Genomic DNA, 20,026 nt, shown 5'->3' with positions numbered 1-20,026 from the left:
TCCATCCACGCCGCGCCGAACGGCCGGTCGGCGTGTTGGCCACTCCCGTCGACGTGTCGGTCGCTTCGGTCCGCGGGGTGGCCGCTCCGGTTACCGTCGAGACGGCCGTCCGGTTCGTCCGTATTTTGCGTGGCCCGCACTTTTTTGCGTGGCACGCAACTTTTTCGCTACACTCCGTTCATGCCGTCGCACGACCCACCGAAGCTCACCCTGCGGGAGCGCAAGAAGCGCGAAGCCCGCCGGGCCCTGGCCCAGGCCGCCCTGCGGCTCGCCCTGGACCGGGGGCTGGAGAACGTCAAGGTGGAGGACATCGCGACCGAGGTCGGGGTGTCCCCGCGGACATTCAACAACTACTTCTCCAGCAAGGAGCAGGCGGTCTGCTCGATGGTCGTCGACCGCCACGAGGGGATGCGCGAGGCGCTGCTCGACCGGCCCGAGGGCGAGCCGCTGTGGGAGTCGGTCAAGCAGGCCGTCATCGAGCAATATTCGCGTGAGGGCGAGCCCGATCGCGCGTATGTTGTGCGTCTCCGGGAGCTGATGGGGCAGCTGATGCTGCGCGGGGAGTTCCTCAACGCCCACGCGGCGGTCGAGCGCGTCCTCGCCGAAACCATCGCGAAGCGGGCGGGCGGCGCGGACCTCCTGCTGTGCCGGCTGATGGCCTCGTCGGTGGAAAGCGCGGTCCGGGTCGCCTTCGTCAACTGGTTCATGAGCGAGGGCGAACCGTTCCTGCCGACCCTGGAGCGGCTGCTGGACGAGCTCGCCACCGGCATGCCGTCCCTGACCGGCGGCGGCACGGCACCGAATCCCGAACCGAACACCACCACACTGGGGGAACCGTTGTGCTAGTCAAGCTCCTGCGCGCACACCTGCGCCCGTACAAGAAGACGTTGTGGGTGATCGTCGTGCTCCAGCTCGTGCAGACGATCGCCATGCTCTACCTGCCGACGCTCAACGCCGACATCGTCGACAACGGGCTGATCAAGGGCGACATGGACTACATCCTGGGCATCGGCGGCGTGATGCTCGCGGTGACCGTGGCCCAGATCGCCGGCTCGATCGGCGCGGTCTACTTCGGCGCCCGCACCGCGATGGCGGTCGGCCGGGACATCCGCGCCGGGATCTTCCACCGGGTGCAGGACTTCTCGGCCCGCGAGGTCGGCCAGTTCGGCACGCCGTCGCTGATCACCCGCACCACCAACGACGTCCAGCAGGTCCAGATGCTGGTGCTGATGACACTCACGCTGATGGTGTCCGCGCCGATCATGTGCGTCGGCGGCATCGTGCTGGCGCTGAACCTGGACGTGCCGCTCTCGTCGCTGTTGCTGGTCATCGTGCCGGTGCTGGCCGTCTCGGTCGGGCTGATCATCTCCCGGATGCGCCCGGCGTTCCGGCTGATGCAGGTCCGCCTCGACCGGATCAACCAGGTGCTGCGCGAGCAGATCATGGGCATCCGCGTCATCCGCGCGTTCGTCCGCGACAAGCACGAACGCGCCCGCTTCGACGTCGCCAACGACGAGCTGCTGACCGTCTCGCTGCGCGTCGGCCGGCTGATGGCCCTGATGTTCCCGATCGTGATGCTGGTGATGAACGCCTCCAGCGTCGCGGTGCTGTGGTTCGGCGGGCAGCGCATCGACTCCGGCAGCATGCAGATCGGCGCCCTGACGGCGTTCCTGTCCTACCTGCTGCAGATCCTGATGGCGGTCATGATGGCCACCTTCATGTTCATGATGGTGCCGCGCGCGGAGGTCAGCGCCGAGCGGATCACCGAGGTGCTCGACACCGAGTCCAGCGTCCGCCCGCCGGCGACGCCGATCCGGCCGGGCAAGGTGCACGGGCACCTGGAGCTGTCCGGGGTCGAGTTCCGCTACCCCGGCGCGGAAAAGCCGGTGCTGTGCGACATTTCGCTGGTCGGGCGGCCGGGCGAGACGACCGCGGTGATCGGCTCCACGGGTACCGGCAAGACCACGCTGCTCAACCTGATCCCCCGCCTGATGGACGCCACCCAGGGCACGGTCAAGGTGGACGGCGTCGACGTGCGCGACCTCGACCCGGCGGTGCTCGCCCGCGCGGTCGGGCTGGTGCCGCAGAAGCCGTACCTGTTCGCCGGCACCGTCGCCAGCAACCTGCGCTACGGCAACCCCGACGCCACCGACGAAGAGCTGTGGCACGCGCTGGAAGTGGCGCAGGGCAAGGAGTTCGTCGCGGCGATGGCCGAGGGGCTGGACGCGCCGATCTCGCAGGGCGGCACGAACGTCTCGGGCGGGCAGCGGCAGCGGATCGCGATCGCCCGGATGCTGGTGCACAAGCCGGAGATCTACCTGTTCGACGACTCGTTCTCCGCGCTCGACTACGCGACCGACGCGGCCCTGCGTCGCGCGCTGGTGTCGGAAACCGCCGAGGCCACCGTGGTCATCGTCGCCCAGCGGGTCAGCACGATCCGCGGCGCCGACCGGATCATCGTCCTCGACGAGGGCCGCGTCGTCGGCACCGGCACCCACCACGAACTCATGGACGGCAACGAAACCTACCGGGAGATCGTGCTGTCCCAGCTGACTGAACAGGAAGCGGCATGAGTACCACGGACGAGTCGGCGAAGACCGCCGTCACCGAGGCCGGTGAACGGCCCACGGCCCAGCGGCACAAGAACACCGGCGCCGCGACCGTAGGACCGGGACGCATGATGGCCGGTGGCGCGCCGCCGGAGAAGGCCCTCGACTTCAAGGGTTCCCTCAAGCGGCTGCTGCGCCTGCTGGCGCCGCAACGGGCCGCCTTGATCGGCGTGCTCGTGCTGGGCGCGGCGAGTGTCACGCTGACGGTGATCGGGCCGAAGATCCTCGGCCAGGCCACCGACGCGATCCTGGCCGGCGTGCTCGGCAAGCAGGTGCCGCCGGGTGTCACCAAGGAGCAGGTCGTCGCCGGGCTGCGCGCCCAGGGCAACGGCACGCTCGCCGACATCTACGGCCGCGTCGACCTGGTGCCCGGCGTCGGCATCGACTTCGACAAGGTCGGCCAGATCCTGCTGACCGTGCTGGCGCTGTTCGTCATCGCGTCGTTCTTCGGGCTGATCCAGGCCCGCCTGACCACGACGCTGGTGCAGCACGCGGTGTACCGCCTGCGCCAGCAGGTCGAGGAGAAGTTCGCGCGGCTGCCGCTGAAGTACTTCGACCGCCAGCCGCGCGGTGAGGTGCTGTCCCGCGTCACCAACGACATCGACAACCTGGCGCAGTCGCTGCAGCAGACGCTGTCCCAGATCGTCTCGTCGCTGCTGACCGTGGTCGGCGTGCTGATCATGATGTTCCTGATCTCGCCGCTGCTCGCGCTGATCGCGCTCGTCACGGTGCCGCTGTCGGCGGTCGTCGCGGGCAAGGTCGGCAAGCGGGCCCAGCCGAACTTCATCAAGCAGTGGTCGACCACCGGCAAGCTCAACGCGCACGTCGAGGAGATGTACACCGGCCACTCGCTGGTCAAGGTGTTCGGCCGCCGCGAGGAGTCGGCGGCGATCTTCGACAAGCAGAACGAGACGCTGTACGAGGCGAGCTTCCGGGCGCAGTTCATCTCCGGGATGATCCAGCCGGCGATGATGTTCATCGGCAACCTGAGCTACGTGCTGGTCGCCGTGATCGGCGCCCTGCGCGTCGCCTCGGGCAGCCTCACCCTCGGCGAGGTGCAGGCGTTCATCCAGTACTCGCGCCAGTTCAGCCAGCCGGTGACGCAGATCGCCAGCATGGCGAACCTGCTGCAGTCCGGCGTCGCCTCGGCCGAGCGGGTGTTCGCGCTGCTCGACGCCGAGGAGCAGGGCCCGGAGCCGGCGAACCCGCAGCGCCCGGAGGTCGTGCGCGGCCGCGTCGAGTTCGAGGACGTCTCGTTCCGCTACCTGCCGGAGAAGCCGCTCATCGACGACCTGTCGCTGACGGTCGAACCCGGCCAGACCGTGGCGATCGTCGGCCCGACCGGCGCGGGCAAGACGACGCTGGTCAACCTGCTCATGCGGTTCTACGAGCTCGACAGCGGGCGGATCACGCTCGACGGCGTCGACATCGCGAAGATGAACCGCGAGGTGCTGCGCGACCAGACCGGCATGGTGCTGCAGGACGCGTGGCTGTTCGGCGGCACGATCGCCGAGAACATCGCCTACGGCGCCGACGACCCGACCCGCGAGGAGGTCATCGAAGCGGCGACGGCGACGTACGTCGACCGGTTCGTGCGCACCCTCCCCGACGGCTACGACACGGTCCTCGACGACGAGGGCGGCACGGTCAGCGCGGGTGAGAAGCAGCTGATCACGGTGGCGCGGGCGTTCCTGGCCAGGCCGGTCATCCTCATCCTCGACGAGGCGACCAGCTCGGTCGACACCCGCACCGAGGTGCTCATCCAGCGGGCGATGAACGAGCTGCGCTCGGGCCGCACCAGCTTCGTCATCGCGCACCGGCTCTCCACGATCCGGGACGCCGACGTGATCCTGGTGATGGAGCACGGACAGATCGTCGAGCACGGCGACCACGAAACGCTGCTGGGCAGCGGCGGCGCCTACGCCCGGCTGTACGCGGCGCAGTTCGCCGAGGCCGTGGCCGAAACGGAATGACCCCGGCGTGCCCTCCCGGAGCCACCACGCCCCGGGAGGGCACGACCGGAGGCGGGACCCGCTGCGGCGCCCGCTAATCTGGTGCCTTCCGAGCGAAGTGGGGGTGCCGGTCCCGCGATGGCCGACCGACTCGACGAGTACCGGCGCAAGCGCGACCGTTCCCGGACGCCGGAGCCGTGGCCGGACGGCGCGCCCGAGCCGGGCGGCGACGACCTGTTCGTGATCCAGGAGCACCACGCCACCCGCCTGCACTGGGACTTCCGGCTGGAGCGCGACGGCGTGCTCGTGTCGTGGGCGGTGCCGAAGGGCCTGCCGCTCTCCCCCGGCGTCAACCGGCTCGCGGTGCACACCGAAGACCACCCGATGGACTACCTCTCCTTCGAAGGCGAGATCCCGGCGGGCGAGTACGGCGGCGGCTGGATGGCGATCTGGGACACCGGCCGCTACGAAACGCTGCACTGGAACAACCACAAGGTCGAGATCGTCTTCCACGGCACGAAGGCGAGCGGCAAGTACCTGTTCCAGAACCGCCACAACCCGGACGACGAAGGCGACTGGACCCTGCGCCGCCTCGACCCGGCCGAGGACGGCCACGAGGACGCCCCCGAGTTCCTGGAGCCGATGTCGGCGGTCCCGGGCGAGCTGCCCCCGCCGGCCGAAGACGCCGACTGGGCCTACGAATTCGCCTGGGGCGGCGACCGCACGATGCTCTGCGTGTCGGGCGGCCGCATCACGGCACACGACGGCTCCGGCGCCGACGTCACCGGCCGGTACCCGGAGCTGCACAAGCTCGGCGAGAGCCTGGGTTCGACGGAAGTGCTGCTGGACGGCGAGATCGTCGTGGTCCGCGACGGCCGGCCGGATCCCGGGGGGCTGGTGGAGCGCAGCAAGTTCGACGGCTACGACGCCAAGCGGATCATGAAGCACAAGCCGGCGTTCTTCTTCGCCTACGACGTGCTGCACCACGAGGGCCGGTCCACGCTCGACCTGCCCTACGTCGAGCGCCGGTCGGTGCTGGCGGACCTCGGGCTGGCGGGCGGCACCTGGCAGGTACCCCAGTACTTCCAGGGCAACGGCGAAGCGGTCCTGGGCGCGGCTCGCGAACACGGGCTCGCAGGGATCTACGCCAAGCGGGCGGACAGCCCGTACACCCCGGGCGAGGCGGACGGGACCTGGCTGCGCGTCGAGACGTGAAACGGCCCCTCCGCTCCGCCGGCCTGCGCTGACCTACGCGAGTCGACCCGACGTCCCGAGGCCGAACCGCTCGCGGTGCCACGGCGACCACCGGCAGGCCGCCGGCGAGGTCGTGCCCGGTCTGCTGCGGCCACCGAGCCCCTCCGCGGCCGAGCCGAAACCCGCGAACCCGATCCACGCCGACCTCGCGGCAGCACCCCGAAACGGGAACGGCCCCCACCGCGTGCGGTGGGGGCCGTTCGCCTCGGGGTGTCAGTGCGCGGACGGCGTCCGCTGCTCCGGCACCACCTGCAGGCCGCCCTTCGGCTTGCGCAGCAACACGAGCGCCAGCACCAGGCCGACCGCCGCGAAGATCACGCACGCCACGAGGCCCTGGCTGAAGCCGTCCATCACGGCGCCCGGGTTGGTCGCCGCCTGGGCCATGTGGGACGCGATGATCGTCGAGACGACCCCGACGCCGATCGCGCCGCCCACCTGGAAAGCCGCCGTGTTGAAGCCGGACGCGATGCCCGCGTCGCGCTTGGCGATGCCGCCCAGCGCCGCCGCGGCCAGTGCGACCGGGCCGCCGCCGAGGCCCAGGCCGAACAGGATCAGGCCCGGGAAGACGTCGCCCCAGTAGCTGCCGTCCGGCGAGATCCCGGTCAGCAGCAGGCAGCCCAGGCCGAGCAGCACGACGCCGGTGACGGCGACGGGCCGGATGCCGACGCGGGCCAGCACCGCCTGAGCGATGTACGCCCCGGCCACCGCGGCGACCGGCATGGCCGCCTGGGTGAGCCCGAACTCGAGCGCGGTGTACTTCAGCACGCCCAGCGAGTACTGCGAGATCACCACGGACATGCCGAACGCGAGCATCGCGGTGATCCCGGTGACCAGGTTGCCGCCGACCAGGGCCGGCGACTTGAACAGCCGCAACGGCACCAGCGGGGCCTTCGAGCGCTTCTCGATGACGACGGTCAGCGCGACCAGCACGACGAAGACCGCCGCCAGGCCGATCGTGTGGAAGCTGAGCCAGCCCTTCGTCGGCGCCTCGACCAGGATGTAGACCAGCAGGCCGAGCGCGCCGGTGCTGACCACGGCCCCCGCGACGTCGAACGTGCGCTGCTTGCCGGCGTCCTTGCTCTCGCGCAGCAGGACCGGGGTCAGGATCAGCATGATCAGCGCGACCGGGACGTTGACGAAGAAGATCGACTGCCAGCCCAGCCAGTCGATCAGCGTGCCGCCGAGCAGCAGGCCGACGGTGGCGCCGATCGACGCGATGCCGGACCACGCGGCGAACGCCTTGTTGCGCTCACGGCCTTCGGGGAACGTGTTCGTCAGGATCGACAGCGCGGTCGGCGCCATCAGCGCCGCGGAGACGCCGTGCAGCGACCGGGCGATCAGCAGCACCTCGCCGTTCCAGGCGAGCCCGGACAGCAGCGAGACCGCCAGGAACAGGGCGGTGCCGATGGCGAACACCTTCCGCCTGCCGAGCAGGTCGGCGGCGCGGCCGCCGAGCAGCAGCAACCCTCCGAAGGTCAGCAGGTTGGCCGACAGGGCCCACTGTCCCTCGACCGGGGACAGCTTGAGGTCCGCCGAGATCGACGGCAGGCCCATGATGACGATCTGGGCGTCCAGGATCACCATGAAGTTGGCCGTGCAGAGCAGAATCAGGGCTTTCCAGCGACGCGGGTCCAGACCCTGCGCCACCGAAGTGGGGACTGCTTGGGCGAGGTTCACTGCTCTCTCCTTCGAGCGGAGACAGCCGGGGGCTTGCCGGGCGTTCCTCCGCGATCCGTAGGTCTGCGTCGACCGTACGGAGAAGGAGGGGTCGTCACCTTCCTCCGGATTGCACAGCGATTTCTCCTCGCGTGCGGTCGTGGGTCCCGGCCGGAACTCGCCTACGCGCGGCTCACGACCGGACACGGACCGCTCGGGATCACAGCTTGTTCAGCAGCTCCAGCGCCTTGGCGGGAGACGCCGCGTGCTCGGCCATCCCGGCCCACGGATCCCCCTTGCGCGCCAAGCGGTCCTTGATGCGCTTGGGCGTCCAGCCGTCCGGCTCCGCCTTGCCCAGTTCGTGCCAGTCGATCGGGGTGGCGACACCGGCGGACGGGCGGGCCCGCAGGGAGTAGGGCGCCACGAACGTCGACGTGTAACCGTTGCGCAGGATGTCGAGGTACACGCGGTCGCCGCGCTGGGCCTTCCGCACCGCAGTGGTCAGCCGGTCGGGGTCGAGCCGCACCAGCACCTCGGCGGCCGCCTTCGCCAGGTCGCGCACCTCGTCGTAGGTCTGGCTGGGCTCGATCGGCGCGACGACGTGGAACCCGCGCCCGCCGGTGGCCTGCAGGTACGCGGTGAGCCCGGCGGCTTCGTAGACCTTCTTCACCATCCGCGCGATGTCCCGCAGGTCGGCGACGGTGACGTGGTCGGGCGGGTCGATGTCGATCAGCACCATGTCGGGGTGCTCCAGATCGTCCACAGTGGACGACCAGATGTGGTACTCGATGGCGGCCTGGTTGGCCAGGTACACCAGCGTCGCGGGGTCGTCGCAGAGGACGTGCCGGACGTCGCTCGTGGTGCGCTGCGGGATGGCCTCGACGCGGATCCAGGACGGCAGCTTCGGGCTGGCTTCCTTCTGGTACCAGGTCTGGCCGGCGATGCCGTTGGGGTAGCGGCGCAGGGTGAGCGGCCGCCCGCGCAGGTGCGGCACCATCACCTCGGCGACGGTCCGGTAGTGCCCGACGACGTCGCCCTTGGTCAGGCCGGCCTCGGGGTAGTAGATCTTGTCCGGGTTCGACGTGCTGATCTCGTCGGGGTCCACCGGGCCTCCCTCGGCCGGTCGGCGGCGGGCGGTCCACCCGCGCGTTCCTGCGTCGAGACTGCCCCTTGGGGCCTGGGGAAGTCCACTCGGAGCGTGCTCAGGCCCGGGTCAGCGCGAGCCCCGCCAGCACGACGGCCAATCAGGCTCCGGGTTCACCTGCGCGCGTTCGGCGGCTTGGGGCGGGGAACCCCCGCCGAGTGCTGCGAACGGAACCAATCGGATCGTGCTCAGACCCGGGTCAGCGCCAGCCCCGCCAGCACGACGACCACCGCGGCGACGACGTTGCCGACGATCGCGCCCGCCGACGGCCAGGTCACCCACGTCGGCCGCAGCACCACGAGCGACAGCCCGGCCCACGCGCCCAGCACCGGGACGACCCAGCTCAGCGGGCGGACCCGCGGCGTCACCGTGCGGGCGATCGCCAGGGCCACCAGGACCAGCCCGGTGACGGTGTTGCTCAGCGCCAGTACCCCGGCCCCGCCGAAGTGGGTGAGCCACGGTGCCAGGACCAGGTACATCCCGGCCAGCAGCACGAATCCGGTGGTCACGCCCAGCGCGGGGGCGATGCGGTGCGACGTCATCAGGGCACCTCCTTCCGGAGAGGTACCCGGCCGTCGCGCCCGGTAACCAAGACCGGCCGGGACCTGCCCGCAGCCCTCATCGCGGACAGGTCCCGGCCGGGAAACTCAGCAGCCGCAGGTGTAGTAGGTGATGTCCCAGTGGTTGCCCTCGTCGCAGTAGAGGTTGCCGGAACCGGCCTTCCACTGCGGGTAGCCGTCGCCGCGGAGGCCGTCGTAGCTGAAGGTGTTCTTGACGTAGTTGTCGATGCAGCTGTTGTGCGAGATGTCCACCTTGTAGCCGTTGTAGTGGCTGTAGGTGCCCGACGCGTGCCCGACCTCGGTGCCGCCGGTGATGTTGATCGCGCAGCCGCTGGCGCGCTTCAGCGTGATCACGCCGGTGACCGTGGTCTGGTTGATCTGCTCGTAGGACGTGCAGGTCGAGTTCGACCTGGTGGTGCAGCCGCCGCTGGACGAGTGGGTCACCCCGGCCGCGGACAGCTGGGACGCGGCCGCCGACTGGCTGAGCTTGGTGACCTCGACCTCCGCCGAAGCGGTTCCGATGGTGGCGAACACCACCGCGGCCGAAGCGGTCAGCCCCACCGCCGCCCGCACGAGCATCCGTTGACCCGACATGACTTGCCTCCTCGGTACGTCGTTCGACGGCGGCAGCCAAAAGGTCCCGGCCATAACTTCGCCAAACGCGCGCGCCCGTGCGGCGGTCGTGGCCGGGTCAGGTCCTGATCTTCGTCAAGACTTCACGAGTTCTCTCCCGCTCCGGTGACGCGCTGGTGACGGCGTTGAGCTCGTGCAGCGCGCGGAGCTCCCACAGCGGGAAACCGAGGTCGCGGAACAGGTCGGCCGACGTCCGCAGCAGCCGGACCGCCTGCGGCCCGGCGTCGTCGGCGGCCTGGGTCCGGCCGAGGCTGAGCAGGGCGTACCCGGCGCCGCGGCGGTCGCGCAGCTCGCGGAACACGCCCATCGCCAGCCGCAGGTGCCGCCGCGAGCCGACGGCGTCACCGGCCCGGCGGCGGGCCTCGGCCAGGCTGCGGTGGGTGTAGGCGGCGGCGTGCCGGTGCCCGATCTGCTCGAACAGGTCCAGGGAGCGCGTCAGGCAGCGTTCGCCGTCGGCGAGCTCCCCCGCCTCGGCGTGCAGGTCGCCCAGGCTGCGCAGGACGTGGGCCTCCCAGTGCCGTTCCCGGGTGCGGACGGCGCCGCCGAGGGCACCGGTGAGCAGGTCGGCCGCCTGGTCGCTGCCGCCGTGGCGGCGCAGGACGTCGGCGTAGCGCTTCGCGGCCTGGTCGTGCCAGCGCCCGTCCTCGCACTCGCGGGCGAGCAGCATGCTCACCTCGAAGCTCTCGACCGCGCCCCGGACGTCACCGACGTCCTCGGCCAGGGAGCCCAGCTGGGCCGCCGCGGCCGTCTGGCCCCGCCGGTCGCCGCAGTCGCGCAGCAGGACGAGCGCCTCCCGCAGTTCCGTCTCCGCGCCCCGCGGGTCACCGTTGTCGAGGTGGACGTCGGCGAGCGCGGCCAGCACCGCGGCGGTGCCGCTCGGGTCGTCGAGCACCCGGAACCGGTTCTCGGCCATCACGAAGTAGGTGCGCGCCTGCCGCCACCGGCCCTGCTGCCAGTGCACCGACCCCAGGGTGAAGAGCTTCTCGGCCTCCGCGTGCGGATCGTGGCGGCGCCGCGCCGCGGCCAGCCCCAGCACCGACACGGCGCGGGCGGAGTGGTCGAGCCACGGCGTGGCGGCCAGCGCGGTGCAGGCGTCGGCGAGCCCGCCGGTGAGCTCGTGCCAGCCGTGCGTGCCGGCCAGCCGGACGGCGGCGGCGATGTGGCCGCTCTCCTCGGCCGCCCAGCCCGCCGGGTCGGCCGCGACGCGGCGCACCGTCGCCGGATCCGGCCGCGGCCCGCCGGGTGCCGGCCGGCCGCGGGCCTGCTCGGCGAGCGTCAGCGTCACCTCGCACGCGCGGCGCAGCGCGACCTGGTCGGTCTCCGGGGGTGTGCTCTCGGCCAGCACGAGCCGGACGAACGGCGCCACCGTCCACCGGCTCCCGGCCGGTACGAGCAGGTGCCCGCCGGCCAGCGCGTCGAGCCGGTCGCGGGTCTCGCCGATCGGCTTGTCGAGCAACGCGGCCACGCACCAGTCCGGGACGGGGCCGTCGAAGGCGTTCAGCAGCCGCAGCACGTACCGGTCGGCCGCGGGCCGCTCGCGCAGCGCCGCCGTCACGGCCGTCCGGACGCTCAGGTCGCCCGCGGTCAGTTCGTCGAGCCGGCGGCGCTCGTCGGCCAGCCGCGCGGCGAACTCCGCGACGCGCTGCCGTGGCCGTGCGGCGAGCTTGGCCCCGGCGATCCGGACGGCGAGCGCCAAGCCCGCGCAATGCCCGAGAACCCGTTGGGCGGCTTCGGGTTCCGCCCGCAGCCGCGGCTCCCCCACGATCGCCGCGAGCAGGGCCCGAGCGTCCTCTGTGGACAGTCCGGCGACCGGGATCGCGTGCGCGCCGCACAACCCCGGCAGGGCGCGGCGGGACGTCACGACGGTGGCGCAGCCGGGGCCGCTCGGCAGCAGCGCCCGGACCTGGGCTTCCGACGCGGCGTCCTCGAGCAGCACCAGCAGCCGGCGGTCGGCGGTGTAGCACCGCCAGAGCCCGGGCAGGCCCGCCCGGTCGGCCAGCTCCGCCGGCGTCGCGCCGAGCAGGCGCAGGAACCCGGTCAGCACGGTCGCCGGGTCGGCCGGGCCGCTCAGCGAGGCGGCCAGCTGGCCGTCGGGGAACCGGCGGCGGACCCGCCAGGCGGCCTGGACGGCGAGCGCGGACTTCCCGGCGCCGGCCGCGCCGTGCAGCACGACCGGGGCGGGGCCGCGCAAGGCCCGGGCGACGTCGGCGAGCTCGGCCGCCCGGCCGGTGAAGTCGGGCACGGCGGGCGGCAGCTGCGCGGGCGGCCCCGGCGTCGTCCACTCGGTGCCGGCGATCCGGCGGTAGACGTCGACGAGGTCCGCGCTCGGCCAGACGCCGGCCTCTTCCCAGAGCGCGCGACGCGTCCGCCGGAGCACTTCCAGAGCCGACTCGCGGCGGCCGACGGCGCCGAGCGCGTCCGCAAGCCGCCCGGCGAAGCGTTCGTCGGCGGGCCGGGCCGCGACCACCGGATCCAGCCGTTCGACCACGGCGCCGCCGTCCCCATCGGCCAGCTCCAGCTCGACCAGCTGCAGCAGGGCCGCCGAGCGACGGTCTTCCAGCCACAGCTTGTGCGCCTCCAGCAGCGGCCCGCCGGCGACGTCGGCGAACGCGTCGCCCCGCCAGCACGCCAGCGCCCGTTCGAGCGCGCGCCGCCGCTGGGCCCGGTCGTCCGCGCCGGCGGACAGCTGCGTCAGGAAGTCGTCGGCGTCCAGCTCGCCGGGCTCGACGACCAGCGCGTAGCCGCGCGGGCCCGACCGCAGGCGCTGCCCGGCCGCGGCGGCGCCGAGGCCGGGCGAGAGCGTCTTGCGCAGCTTGGACACGGTGACCTGGACGATCGCCGCGGCGCTCGACGGCGCGCCGTCCGGCCACAGCTCGTCGACCAGCGTGTCGCGGCCGACGTACTGGCCGGCCCGCGCGAGCAGCACGGCGAGCAGCCGCCGGGGCTGGGCCGCCGAAGGCAGCGGGACGGAGGCCGTCAGAGGGCCGAGGACCTGGAACCGCACGGCTTAACACCCCACCCGCGAGATCACCTGATCGAGCGAGCTGACCCTAGCCGTCCGGGGCCACCCGGGAAGACCACTCACCCGGATGGCCGACGCCGTTCGCCTCAGGCGTGCGCGAGCAGCCTTTCCAGGAGCTGCGGATGCTTGGCGAGCCCTTCGCGCAGCGTGTGCTCGCGAAGCGGCTTCAGATCGCCGTACGGCGGGTTGTCCCAGTCCAGCGCCCCCTGCGGCGGCTGCGGGTCGTACTCGATGCCGAACTGGACGGTCCTCGCGACCTCGTGCCCGGCCAGCCGTTCCACCAGGTGCAGCGCCAGATCGATGCCGGCCGACACGCCCGCCGCGGTGAGCACGCGGCCGTCCTCGACCCAGCGCTCCGCGACCGGTGTCGCGCCCAGGCCGGGCAGCAGGTCGCGGAACATCCAGTGCGTCGTCGCCCGCTTCCCCTCCAGCAGCCCGGCCGCGCCGAGGACCAGCGAGCCGGTGCAGACCGACGTCACCAGCTCCGCGCCGTCGGCCGCGGAACGGAGCCAGGCCAGCAGGTTCTCGTCGGCCATCGCGTGCATCGTCGGCACCCCGCCGCCGGGCACCAGCACCGCGAACGGCGCCGGCACCTCGTCGAACGTGTGGCTCGGCGCGATCCGCAGGGGGGTGTCGGTGGCGAGGGGCTCCTTGGTGGCCCCGACGACGACGGTCCGGTAGGTCGCGTCAATCTGGGCCAGCGCACTCAGCACCTGCAGCGGGCCCACCAGGTCCAGCGGCGTCAGCCCCGGGTAGACGACGAAAGCGAGGGTCTTCTGCTCATCGGTCATGACCCTCACCTTGGCGGTGCCGTCGTGGCGGCGGAGTCGTGATGTCCGAAATCCTGCGAACCGCGTCCGAGCGCCAGCCGGGGTGCTAGCGTCCGATCATGCCAGGGTCACCCAGACGGGTCGTGATCGTCGGATTTCCCGACGCCGAACTGCTGGACATCGCCTGCCCCGCCGATGTGTTCGACGCCGCCAACCGGCTCGGCGCCCGGCCACCGTACGAGATCCGCCTCGCCAACCTCGACGGCCAGGCGATCCACACCGCCTCCGGCCTGATCCTGCAGCCCCACCTGCGGCTCGACCAGGTCGCCGCGGACCTGGACACCCTGGTCGTCGCCGGCGGCTGGGGCAGCACGGCCGCCGCGGCCGACGAGCGCGTGCTCGCCCACATCCGGCGGCTCGCCCGGACGAGCCGCCGCGTCGCGTCGGTGTGCACCGGCGCCGAGGTGCTCGCCGCGGCCGGGCTGCTCAACGGCCGGCGCGCGACCACCCACTGGCGCTACGCCGCGAAGCTGGCCGCGGACTACCCGACCGTGACGGTCGACCCGGTGCCGCTCTACGTCCGCCACGGCAACGTCTACACGGCGGCCGGCGTCACCAGCGGGCTGGACCTGACGCTGTCGCTGGTGGAGGCCGACCACGGCCCGACGCTGGCCCGCGAAGCCGCCCGGGCGCTGGTCACCTACCTGCAGCGGCCGGGCAACCAGGCGCAGGTCAGCCTGTTCCTGACCGGGCCGCCGCCGGAGCACCGCGAGGTCCGCGACCTCACGGCGTACATCGCCGAGCACCTGGACGACGACCTCGGCACCCCGGCGCTGGCCGCGCGCGCCGGCATCAGCACCCGCCAGCTGACCCGCCTGTTCGACGCTCACCTCGGCACCACCCCCGGCCGTTACGTCCGCACGATCCGCACGGAGCACGCGGCCCGACTGCTGTCCGGCACCGACCTCCCGCTGGCCACGATCGCCCGCCGCTGCGGCTTCGGCTCCACCGAGACCCTGCGGCAGGCCTTCCTCGACCACTTCGACACCCCGCCGTCGGCCTACCGCCGCGTCCACGTCCGCCAGGCCTACAGCTGACACCGTGTCGTCCATCGAGGTACGCGTGTCGTCCGCCTGAGTACGCGTGTCGTCCGCCTGAGTACGCGTGTCGACCCTCTGATCACCCGTGTCGACTCCCGGATCACATCGGCGGGCTCGCGGCTCGCGTGATCAAGAGGTCGACACGCGTGTTTGGAGGGTCGACACGGCATATCCGGACGAACCGGGCCGTCGGCGGCCCGTTGCGCAGGGCGGGGAATCCCGCTGTCAGGATGTGCGGGTGGACCGCCCCGACCTCGACGACGAAACCGGCCCGATCCGCCGGGTCACCGACGAGGCTTCCCCGCCCCGCGGGACGTCCGGAACGCCGGCTACGCCCCGGAAACCGGCCCGCCGGACGCCGCCGGAAGGCACCCCGGCGGCAACCCGGCGCCGCGCGGACACCGGGCCACAACAGGTGCCGGGCGAGACCGGGGCGCAGCGGGTGCCGAGGAAGCGCGGCGACACGGGACCGCAGCGTGCGGCCGGAACGCTGACGGACACCGGGGCGCAGCGGATTCCGGCCGACACCGGGGCCCAGCGCGTCCCCCGCGAACGCGGCGGCACCGGACCCCAACGAGTGCCGGGAAAGCAGGCCGACCCCGGCGCCCCGCGGGTTCCGGGCGACACCGGACCCCAGCGGGCCGCCCGGCGCGGTGACACCGGTCCCCAGCGAACCGCCGACGGCCGCGCGAAGGCGGCGAAACCCCGAGAACCAGCCCCCGAAACCGGCCACGGTCACGGCCACGGGCACGGCCCGGCCGCCCCGGCGTCACGGCGCGTGCGGCTCCTGCTGATCTGGATGCTCGCCCCGCTCGCGCTGGCCACCGTGGTCGGGATGCTCGTGCTGTACCCGTGGGGCAAGCCGTCGCCGACGAGCGTCGTCCCGCAGGGCACGCCGGTGAAAGCGTCGATCACCACCACCGCCACCGGGCCGTGCCTCGCACAGGGGCAGGTCCAGGTCGGCGACCAGAGCGATCCGAACGCGAAGCCGTGCCTGACCGTCGCGCTGACCATGACCGACGGCCCGGCCACCGGGAAACCGTTGCAGCTGACCGTGCCGATCGAGCCCAGCACCCCGCGGTTCGCCGCGGGTGACGCGGTCGTGCTCGCCTATAACGGCGGGACCGCGGCCGACCCGTCGAGCTTCCAGCTGGTCGACTTCCAGCGCGGCACCCCGCTGCTCGTGCTGGCCGCGCTGTTCGCCGTCGCCGTCCTGGTGCTCGGCCGCTGGCAGGGACTCGCCGCGCTGGTGGCGCTCGGCCTGTCCTTCGTGGTGATCGCGCTGTTCATCCTCCCGGCCGTGCTTTCGGGCGAGAACCCGCTGCTGGTGGCGATCGTCGGCGCCGGCGCGATCATGTTCATCGCCCTGTACCTGACCCACGGGCTGACCGCGAGAACGTCCGCCGCCGTGCTGGGCACGCTCGTCAGCCTCGCGCTGATCGGCGTGCTCTCGGCGATCTTCTCGGCCGCGGCCTCGCTGACCGGGCTCGACGACAGCACCTCGACCCTCATCGGGTCGCTCGGCCACGGCATCGACGCGCGCGGGCTGCTGCTCGCCGGCGTCGTGATCGGCGCGCTCGGCGTGCTCGACGACGTCACGGTCACCCAGACGAGCGCCGTGTGGGAGCTGCGCCGCGCCAACCCCGGCCTGAGCTGGCGGGAGCTCTACAGCTCGGGCCTGCGGATCGGCCGCGACCACGTCGGTTCGGCGGTCAACACGCTGGTGATGGCCTACGCCGGCGCCGCGCTGCCGGTGCTGTTGTACTCGTCGATCTCCGGGGTCGGCCTGGGCGCGCTGCTCGGCAGCGAGGAGATCGCGCAGGAGATCATCCGCACCCTGGCCGGCAGTGTCGGCATCGTGGCGGCCGTCCCGGTGACGACGGTCCTCGCCGCGCTGATCGCCTCCCGCGAGCCCGCGACGTACCTCAGCAGCACCACGAAAGCCGTTCCGTCCCACCCGTAACACCGGCGAACCCCCGCCGCGACAGCGGCGCCCGCACGCGGTAGGAAGGCGTTACCCGACCCGGGAGGCGCCATGTCCGTGTTCGCCGGCCCCCGCCAGCTCGTGCGCGGCGCGCTGCGGCTGGTCACGGCCACCGTCCAGGCCGTCGAATCGATCCCGCGCATCGCGATCGCCCTCGACGACGTCCGGGCGACGCTGCACCAGGTCGAACGCCTCACCGCGTACATCGCGCAGGAGGTCCCGGAGCTCGTCTACCAGCTCGAGCAGCTCCGTGAGCCGGACGCGGAGCTCAGTCGAGAGTCGCCACGAACCGGCTGACGGCCTCCATCGTGAACCGCTGCACGTACTTGCCCGACGGCGCCACCGACGCGAGCCGGTAGAGCGGGCGCTCCGCGACGCCGCCGCCGCGCGCCTCGGCCTTGAGCTCCGAGACCAGCAGCTCCCCGAAGACCAGGCCGTTCGCCTCCGTGTTGTTCATCAGCGCGTTGGCCAGTTTCCGCAGCTGCAGGATGCCCAGCTCGCGCCCGCCGGTGCCGGAGAACACCGCGAGGTCCACCTTCGCCACCTTCCGCCGGTTGCCCGCGTTGACGAGCAGGCTCACCGTGCGGGTGCCGCGGACGTCGCCGATCACGAGGTCGAGGCGGGTCGCGGTGACGAGGTCGACGCGCCGCAGCCCCCAGGTGCGCACGATCAGCGTCGAGCCTTCGAGCCAGACGCGGCGCCGGATGCTGACGGCCATCACGTAGACCAGCGGCAGGGCGATCACCAGGGCGACGACCAGGCCGATCACCGTGCCGCCGATCAGGCCGGCGACCCCGCCGAACGCGGCGGCGACGATGACCACGCCGATCAGCCCGGAAATCCCCCGGCGACGGCGTCCGCGCGCGTCCTCTTCGAACAGCGGCAGCCGTTCGGGCTTTTCCTCCGCCATGCTCACGCCCCCGTCCCGGCCAGGAACGGGTTGCCCGCGCGTTCCCGCCCGATCGTCGTCGCCGGGCCGTGGCCCGGCAGCACCACCGTGTCGTCCGGGAAGCCCGCCAGCAGGTCCCGCAGCGACGCCTCGACGTCCCCGCGGCCGACCGACCCGGCGAACAGCGTGTCCCCGGTCAGGGCGAGCCGGCCGCCCTCGGCCGTCTCCAGGGCGAGCACCACCGAACCCGGCGTGTGCCCCGGCGCCGGGCGGACGTCCACGTGGAGGCCGTCGAGGCCGGCGAAGCCGAGCCTGCCCGCTTTCAGCGGCACGCTCTCGCCGTCGTAGAGCGAGGCGTCCGCGGGGTGCAGGTGCAGCGGGACGCCGTGGGCCGCGGTGACGCCGGCGGCCGAAGCCACGTGGTCGGGGTGGCCGTGGGTGGCGACGAGCGCCGCGGGGACCAGCCGGTGCTCGGCGAGCGCGGCGGCCAGCGGCGCGGCCACGTCCTGCCCCGGATCCACGACCAGGCACGGCCCACCGGCGGCCGCCGCCAGCAGGTAGCAGTTGGCCTGCAGCGGGCCGCTGCCGAAGCCGACGACGAGCACCGAACGCCTCCCGGACATCCGCGCCGGATGGCGCCGATCACGATCAGGTTGAGACTAGCGGGCCCTGTACATGGTCCTCACAGGCTGTGCCCATACACTGCCGCTACCTCAGACGTGTGACACGAGCGGAAACCTGGGAGGGTACGGGGTGGCGACCAACCAGCAGCGCCGCGAAGCTGCGAAGCGCAAGCTCGAGAGGCAGCTCGAGCGCCGATTGGAGCAGCAGAAGCGAAACAAGAGGATCGGCGCCGGTGTCATCGGCGTGGCCGTCCTCGTGGTCGCGGGCGTGGTGGTGTGGATCGTGAGCGCCAACGGCGGTGACAGCACCGACACGGCCGCGTCGTCCTCGGCCGCCCCGCCGCCGACCGAACTGCAGATCCCGACGCAGCGCGCCGCGACACCGAAGCGGACGACGCCGCTGCCGAACCCGACGACGTGCGACTACAAAGCGGACACGACGGGCAAGACGCCGAAGAAGGTGAACCTGCCCGACGGCAAGAACGTCCCGTCGACGGGCACGGTGAACGTGACGCTGAAGAGCACGGCGGGCGACATCCCGCTGACGCTCGACCGGGCGCTCGCGCCCTGCGCGGTGCAGAGCTTCATCAGCCTCGCGAAGCAGAACTTCTACAACGACACCATGTGCCACCGGCTCGGCACCGAGGGCCTGCAGATGCTGCAGTGCGGTGACCCCTCGGCCACCGGCGACCCGACGGCCGACGGCCAGGGCGGCCCGGGCTACACGATGCCGGACGAGGCGTTCCCGGAGATCAAGTACGGCCGCGGCATCCTCGCGATGGCGAAGACGCAGGCCCCGAACTCCGGCGGCAGCCAGTTCTTCATGGTCTACGGCGACGCCGAGCTGTCCCCGGACTACTCGGTGTTCGGCAGCATCACCGACGACGGCCTGAAGGTGCTGGACGCGGTGGCCAAGGCCGGCATCGCGAACCCGAACCCGCAGGACGGCACGGGTGCGCCTACCAAGCAGGTGAAGTTCACGGGCGTCACCGTCCAGTAGTGCCGCACCGCATCGAGCTGAACGGGGACCCGCTCGGCCCGGGCGCCTTCGTCGCGGGAATGACCTCCTACGGTCATTTCACCGCGATGCAGGTCCGGGACGGGCGGGTCCGCGGTCTTTCCCAACACCTGCACCGGCTCACCACGAGCACCCGCCTGCTGTTCGGCGCGGAGCTCGACACCGATCTGGTGCGTTCTCACGTCCGGCACGCGATCGACGGCGAACCCGCCCTTTCGGTGCGGGTCATGGTGCTCACGCGGTCCTTCACCGAACCGATGAAGCCGGAGATCCTGGTCCGGACCCTGCCGCCGCACCCGGTCGACCCGGCGCCGTTGCGCCTGGGGATCGTGCGGTACGAGCGGGACCTGCCGCAGGTCAAGCACCTCGGCACGTTCGGGCTCATCCACCACGCCCGCCAGGCCGAGCTCGCGGGCTACGACGACGCGCTGTTCGTCGACCACCAGGGCCGGATCAGCGAGGCGTCGGTGTGGAACGCGGGATTCCTGGCCGGTGACACGGTCGTCTGGCCGGACGCCGCGGTGCTGCCGGGGATCACGATGCTCGTGCAGCGGGAGGCGCTGGAACGGCTCGGCGTCCCGCAGGAGACGCGCGAGGTCCGGCCCGCCGACCTGCCGGGGTTCGACGCGATGTTCGTCACCAACTCGGAGACCCCGGGCCGCCCGGTCGCCTCCGTCGACGACTTCGTGCTGCCGCCCGCGGACCGCGCCGTGAAGCTGCTCGCCGAGGCCTACGAAACCGTGCCCTGGGACGAGATCTGACCCGCGGCGACGCCTCGCGCGCCACCGGGATCTGAACCACGCCTCCACCCG

17 protein-coding genes are annotated in these 20,026 nt (G+C 72.3%); 9 read left to right on the top strand and 8 right to left on the bottom strand.

Features of this window, described 5'->3' with window-relative positions; genetic code table 11:
- The first annotated feature begins 180 nt into the window (after positions 1-180).
- The 4 genes from OG494_RS10450 (at position 181) to OG494_RS10435 (ending at position 5,776) form a co-directional block, all read left to right on the top strand.
- Complete coding sequence (locus tag OG494_RS10450; RefSeq protein WP_328454352.1) at positions 181-846, top strand: TetR/AcrR family transcriptional regulator; 666 nt, start codon at positions 181-183, stop codon at positions 844-846.
- Entirely contained in the window at positions 840-2,573 is a 1,734-nt protein-coding gene (locus OG494_RS10445; protein ID WP_328454350.1) for an ABC transporter ATP-binding protein, read from the top strand. The genes OG494_RS10450 and OG494_RS10445 overlap by 7 nt, the downstream gene beginning before the upstream one ends.
- Positions 2,570-4,582, top strand: coding sequence for an ABC transporter ATP-binding protein (locus tag OG494_RS10440; protein ID WP_328454348.1), 2,013 nt, complete (start codon positions 2,570-2,572; stop codon positions 4,580-4,582). The genes OG494_RS10445 and OG494_RS10440 overlap by 4 nt, the downstream gene beginning before the upstream one ends.
- A 117-nt stretch (positions 4,583-4,699) precedes the next feature.
- Entirely contained in the window at positions 4,700-5,776 is a 1,077-nt protein-coding gene (locus OG494_RS10435) for a DNA polymerase ligase N-terminal domain-containing protein (protein WP_328454346.1), read from the top strand.
- A gap of 252 nt (positions 5,777-6,028) precedes the next feature.
- On the opposite strand, the gene OG494_RS10430 is transcribed toward OG494_RS10435, so the two are convergent.
- The 6 genes from OG494_RS10430 to OG494_RS10405 all read right to left on the bottom strand — a co-directional run bounded on the left by OG494_RS10430 (position 6,029) and on the right by OG494_RS10405 (position 13,621).
- A complete protein-coding gene (locus OG494_RS10430; protein ID WP_328454344.1) occupies positions 6,029-7,492 on the bottom strand; it encodes an MFS transporter in 1,464 nt (487 codons plus the stop codon).
- Between the two features lie 199 nt (positions 7,493-7,691).
- Entirely contained in the window at positions 7,692-8,576 is an 885-nt protein-coding gene (gene ligD, locus OG494_RS10425) for a non-homologous end-joining DNA ligase (RefSeq protein ID WP_328454342.1), read from the bottom strand.
- A gap of 227 nt (positions 8,577-8,803) precedes the next feature.
- Positions 8,804-9,157, bottom strand: a complete 354-nt coding sequence (locus OG494_RS10420) for an SPW repeat domain-containing protein (protein ID WP_328454340.1) — start codon at positions 9,155-9,157, stop codon at positions 8,804-8,806.
- 105 nt (positions 9,158-9,262) lie between these two features.
- Positions 9,263-9,769: a hypothetical protein gene (locus tag OG494_RS10415; protein WP_328454338.1), complete on the bottom strand. Its 507-nt coding sequence runs from the start codon at positions 9,767-9,769 to the stop codon at positions 9,263-9,265.
- Between the two features lie 97 nt (positions 9,770-9,866).
- Positions 9,867-12,812, bottom strand: coding sequence for an AfsR/SARP family transcriptional regulator (locus OG494_RS10410; protein WP_328454336.1), 2,946 nt, complete (start codon positions 12,810-12,812; stop codon positions 9,867-9,869).
- A gap of 104 nt (positions 12,813-12,916) precedes the next feature.
- Positions 12,917-13,621, bottom strand: a complete 705-nt coding sequence (locus OG494_RS10405; protein WP_328454334.1) for a DJ-1/PfpI family protein — start codon at positions 13,619-13,621, stop codon at positions 12,917-12,919.
- Positions 13,622-13,719: 98 nt separating this feature from the next.
- On the opposite strand from OG494_RS10405, the gene OG494_RS10400 reads away from it, so the two are divergent.
- The 3 genes from OG494_RS10400 to OG494_RS10390 all read left to right on the top strand — a co-directional run bounded on the left by OG494_RS10400 (position 13,720) and on the right by OG494_RS10390 (position 16,981).
- Entirely contained in the window at positions 13,720-14,697 is a 978-nt protein-coding gene (locus tag OG494_RS10400) for a GlxA family transcriptional regulator (RefSeq protein ID WP_328454332.1), read from the top strand.
- A 241-nt stretch (positions 14,698-14,938) separates the two neighbouring features.
- Complete coding sequence (locus OG494_RS10395; RefSeq protein WP_328454330.1) at positions 14,939-16,663, top strand: YibE/F family protein; 1,725 nt, start codon at positions 14,939-14,941, stop codon at positions 16,661-16,663.
- Between the two features lie 72 nt (positions 16,664-16,735).
- The gene (locus OG494_RS10390; RefSeq protein ID WP_328454328.1) at positions 16,736-16,981 is read left to right on the top strand and encodes a hypothetical protein; all 246 of its coding nucleotides are present in this window, start codon (positions 16,736-16,738) and stop codon (positions 16,979-16,981) included.
- Here the strand turns inward: OG494_RS10390 and OG494_RS10385 are convergent.
- Positions 16,953-17,594, bottom strand: coding sequence for a hypothetical protein (locus OG494_RS10385; protein WP_328458915.1), 642 nt, complete (start codon positions 17,592-17,594; stop codon positions 16,953-16,955). The genes OG494_RS10390 and OG494_RS10385 overlap by 29 nt on opposite strands.
- A gap of 2 nt (positions 17,595-17,596) precedes the next feature.
- A complete protein-coding gene (locus OG494_RS10380; protein WP_328458914.1) occupies positions 17,597-18,178 on the bottom strand; it encodes an MBL fold metallo-hydrolase in 582 nt (193 codons plus the stop codon).
- A 148-nt stretch (positions 18,179-18,326) separates the two neighbouring features.
- Between OG494_RS10380 and OG494_RS10375 the strand changes: the two genes are divergently transcribed.
- Both OG494_RS10375 and OG494_RS10370 read left to right on the top strand, forming a co-directional pair.
- Entirely contained in the window at positions 18,327-19,196 is an 870-nt protein-coding gene (locus tag OG494_RS10375) for a peptidylprolyl isomerase (protein WP_328454326.1), read from the top strand.
- Positions 19,196-19,975: an aminotransferase class IV family protein gene (locus OG494_RS10370; RefSeq protein WP_328454324.1), complete on the top strand. Its 780-nt coding sequence runs from the start codon at positions 19,196-19,198 to the stop codon at positions 19,973-19,975. Before OG494_RS10375 ends, OG494_RS10370 begins: the two co-directional genes overlap by 1 nt.
- The last annotated feature ends 51 nt before the right edge of the window (positions 19,976-20,026 follow it).

This window comes from Amycolatopsis sp. NBC_00438 (assembly GCF_036026695.1).
Lineage (GTDB): Bacteria > Actinomycetota > Actinomycetes > Mycobacteriales > Pseudonocardiaceae > Amycolatopsis.
The sequence above is the reverse complement of the archived record's forward strand: the minus strand, read 5'-3'. Positions and strand labels throughout refer to the sequence as shown.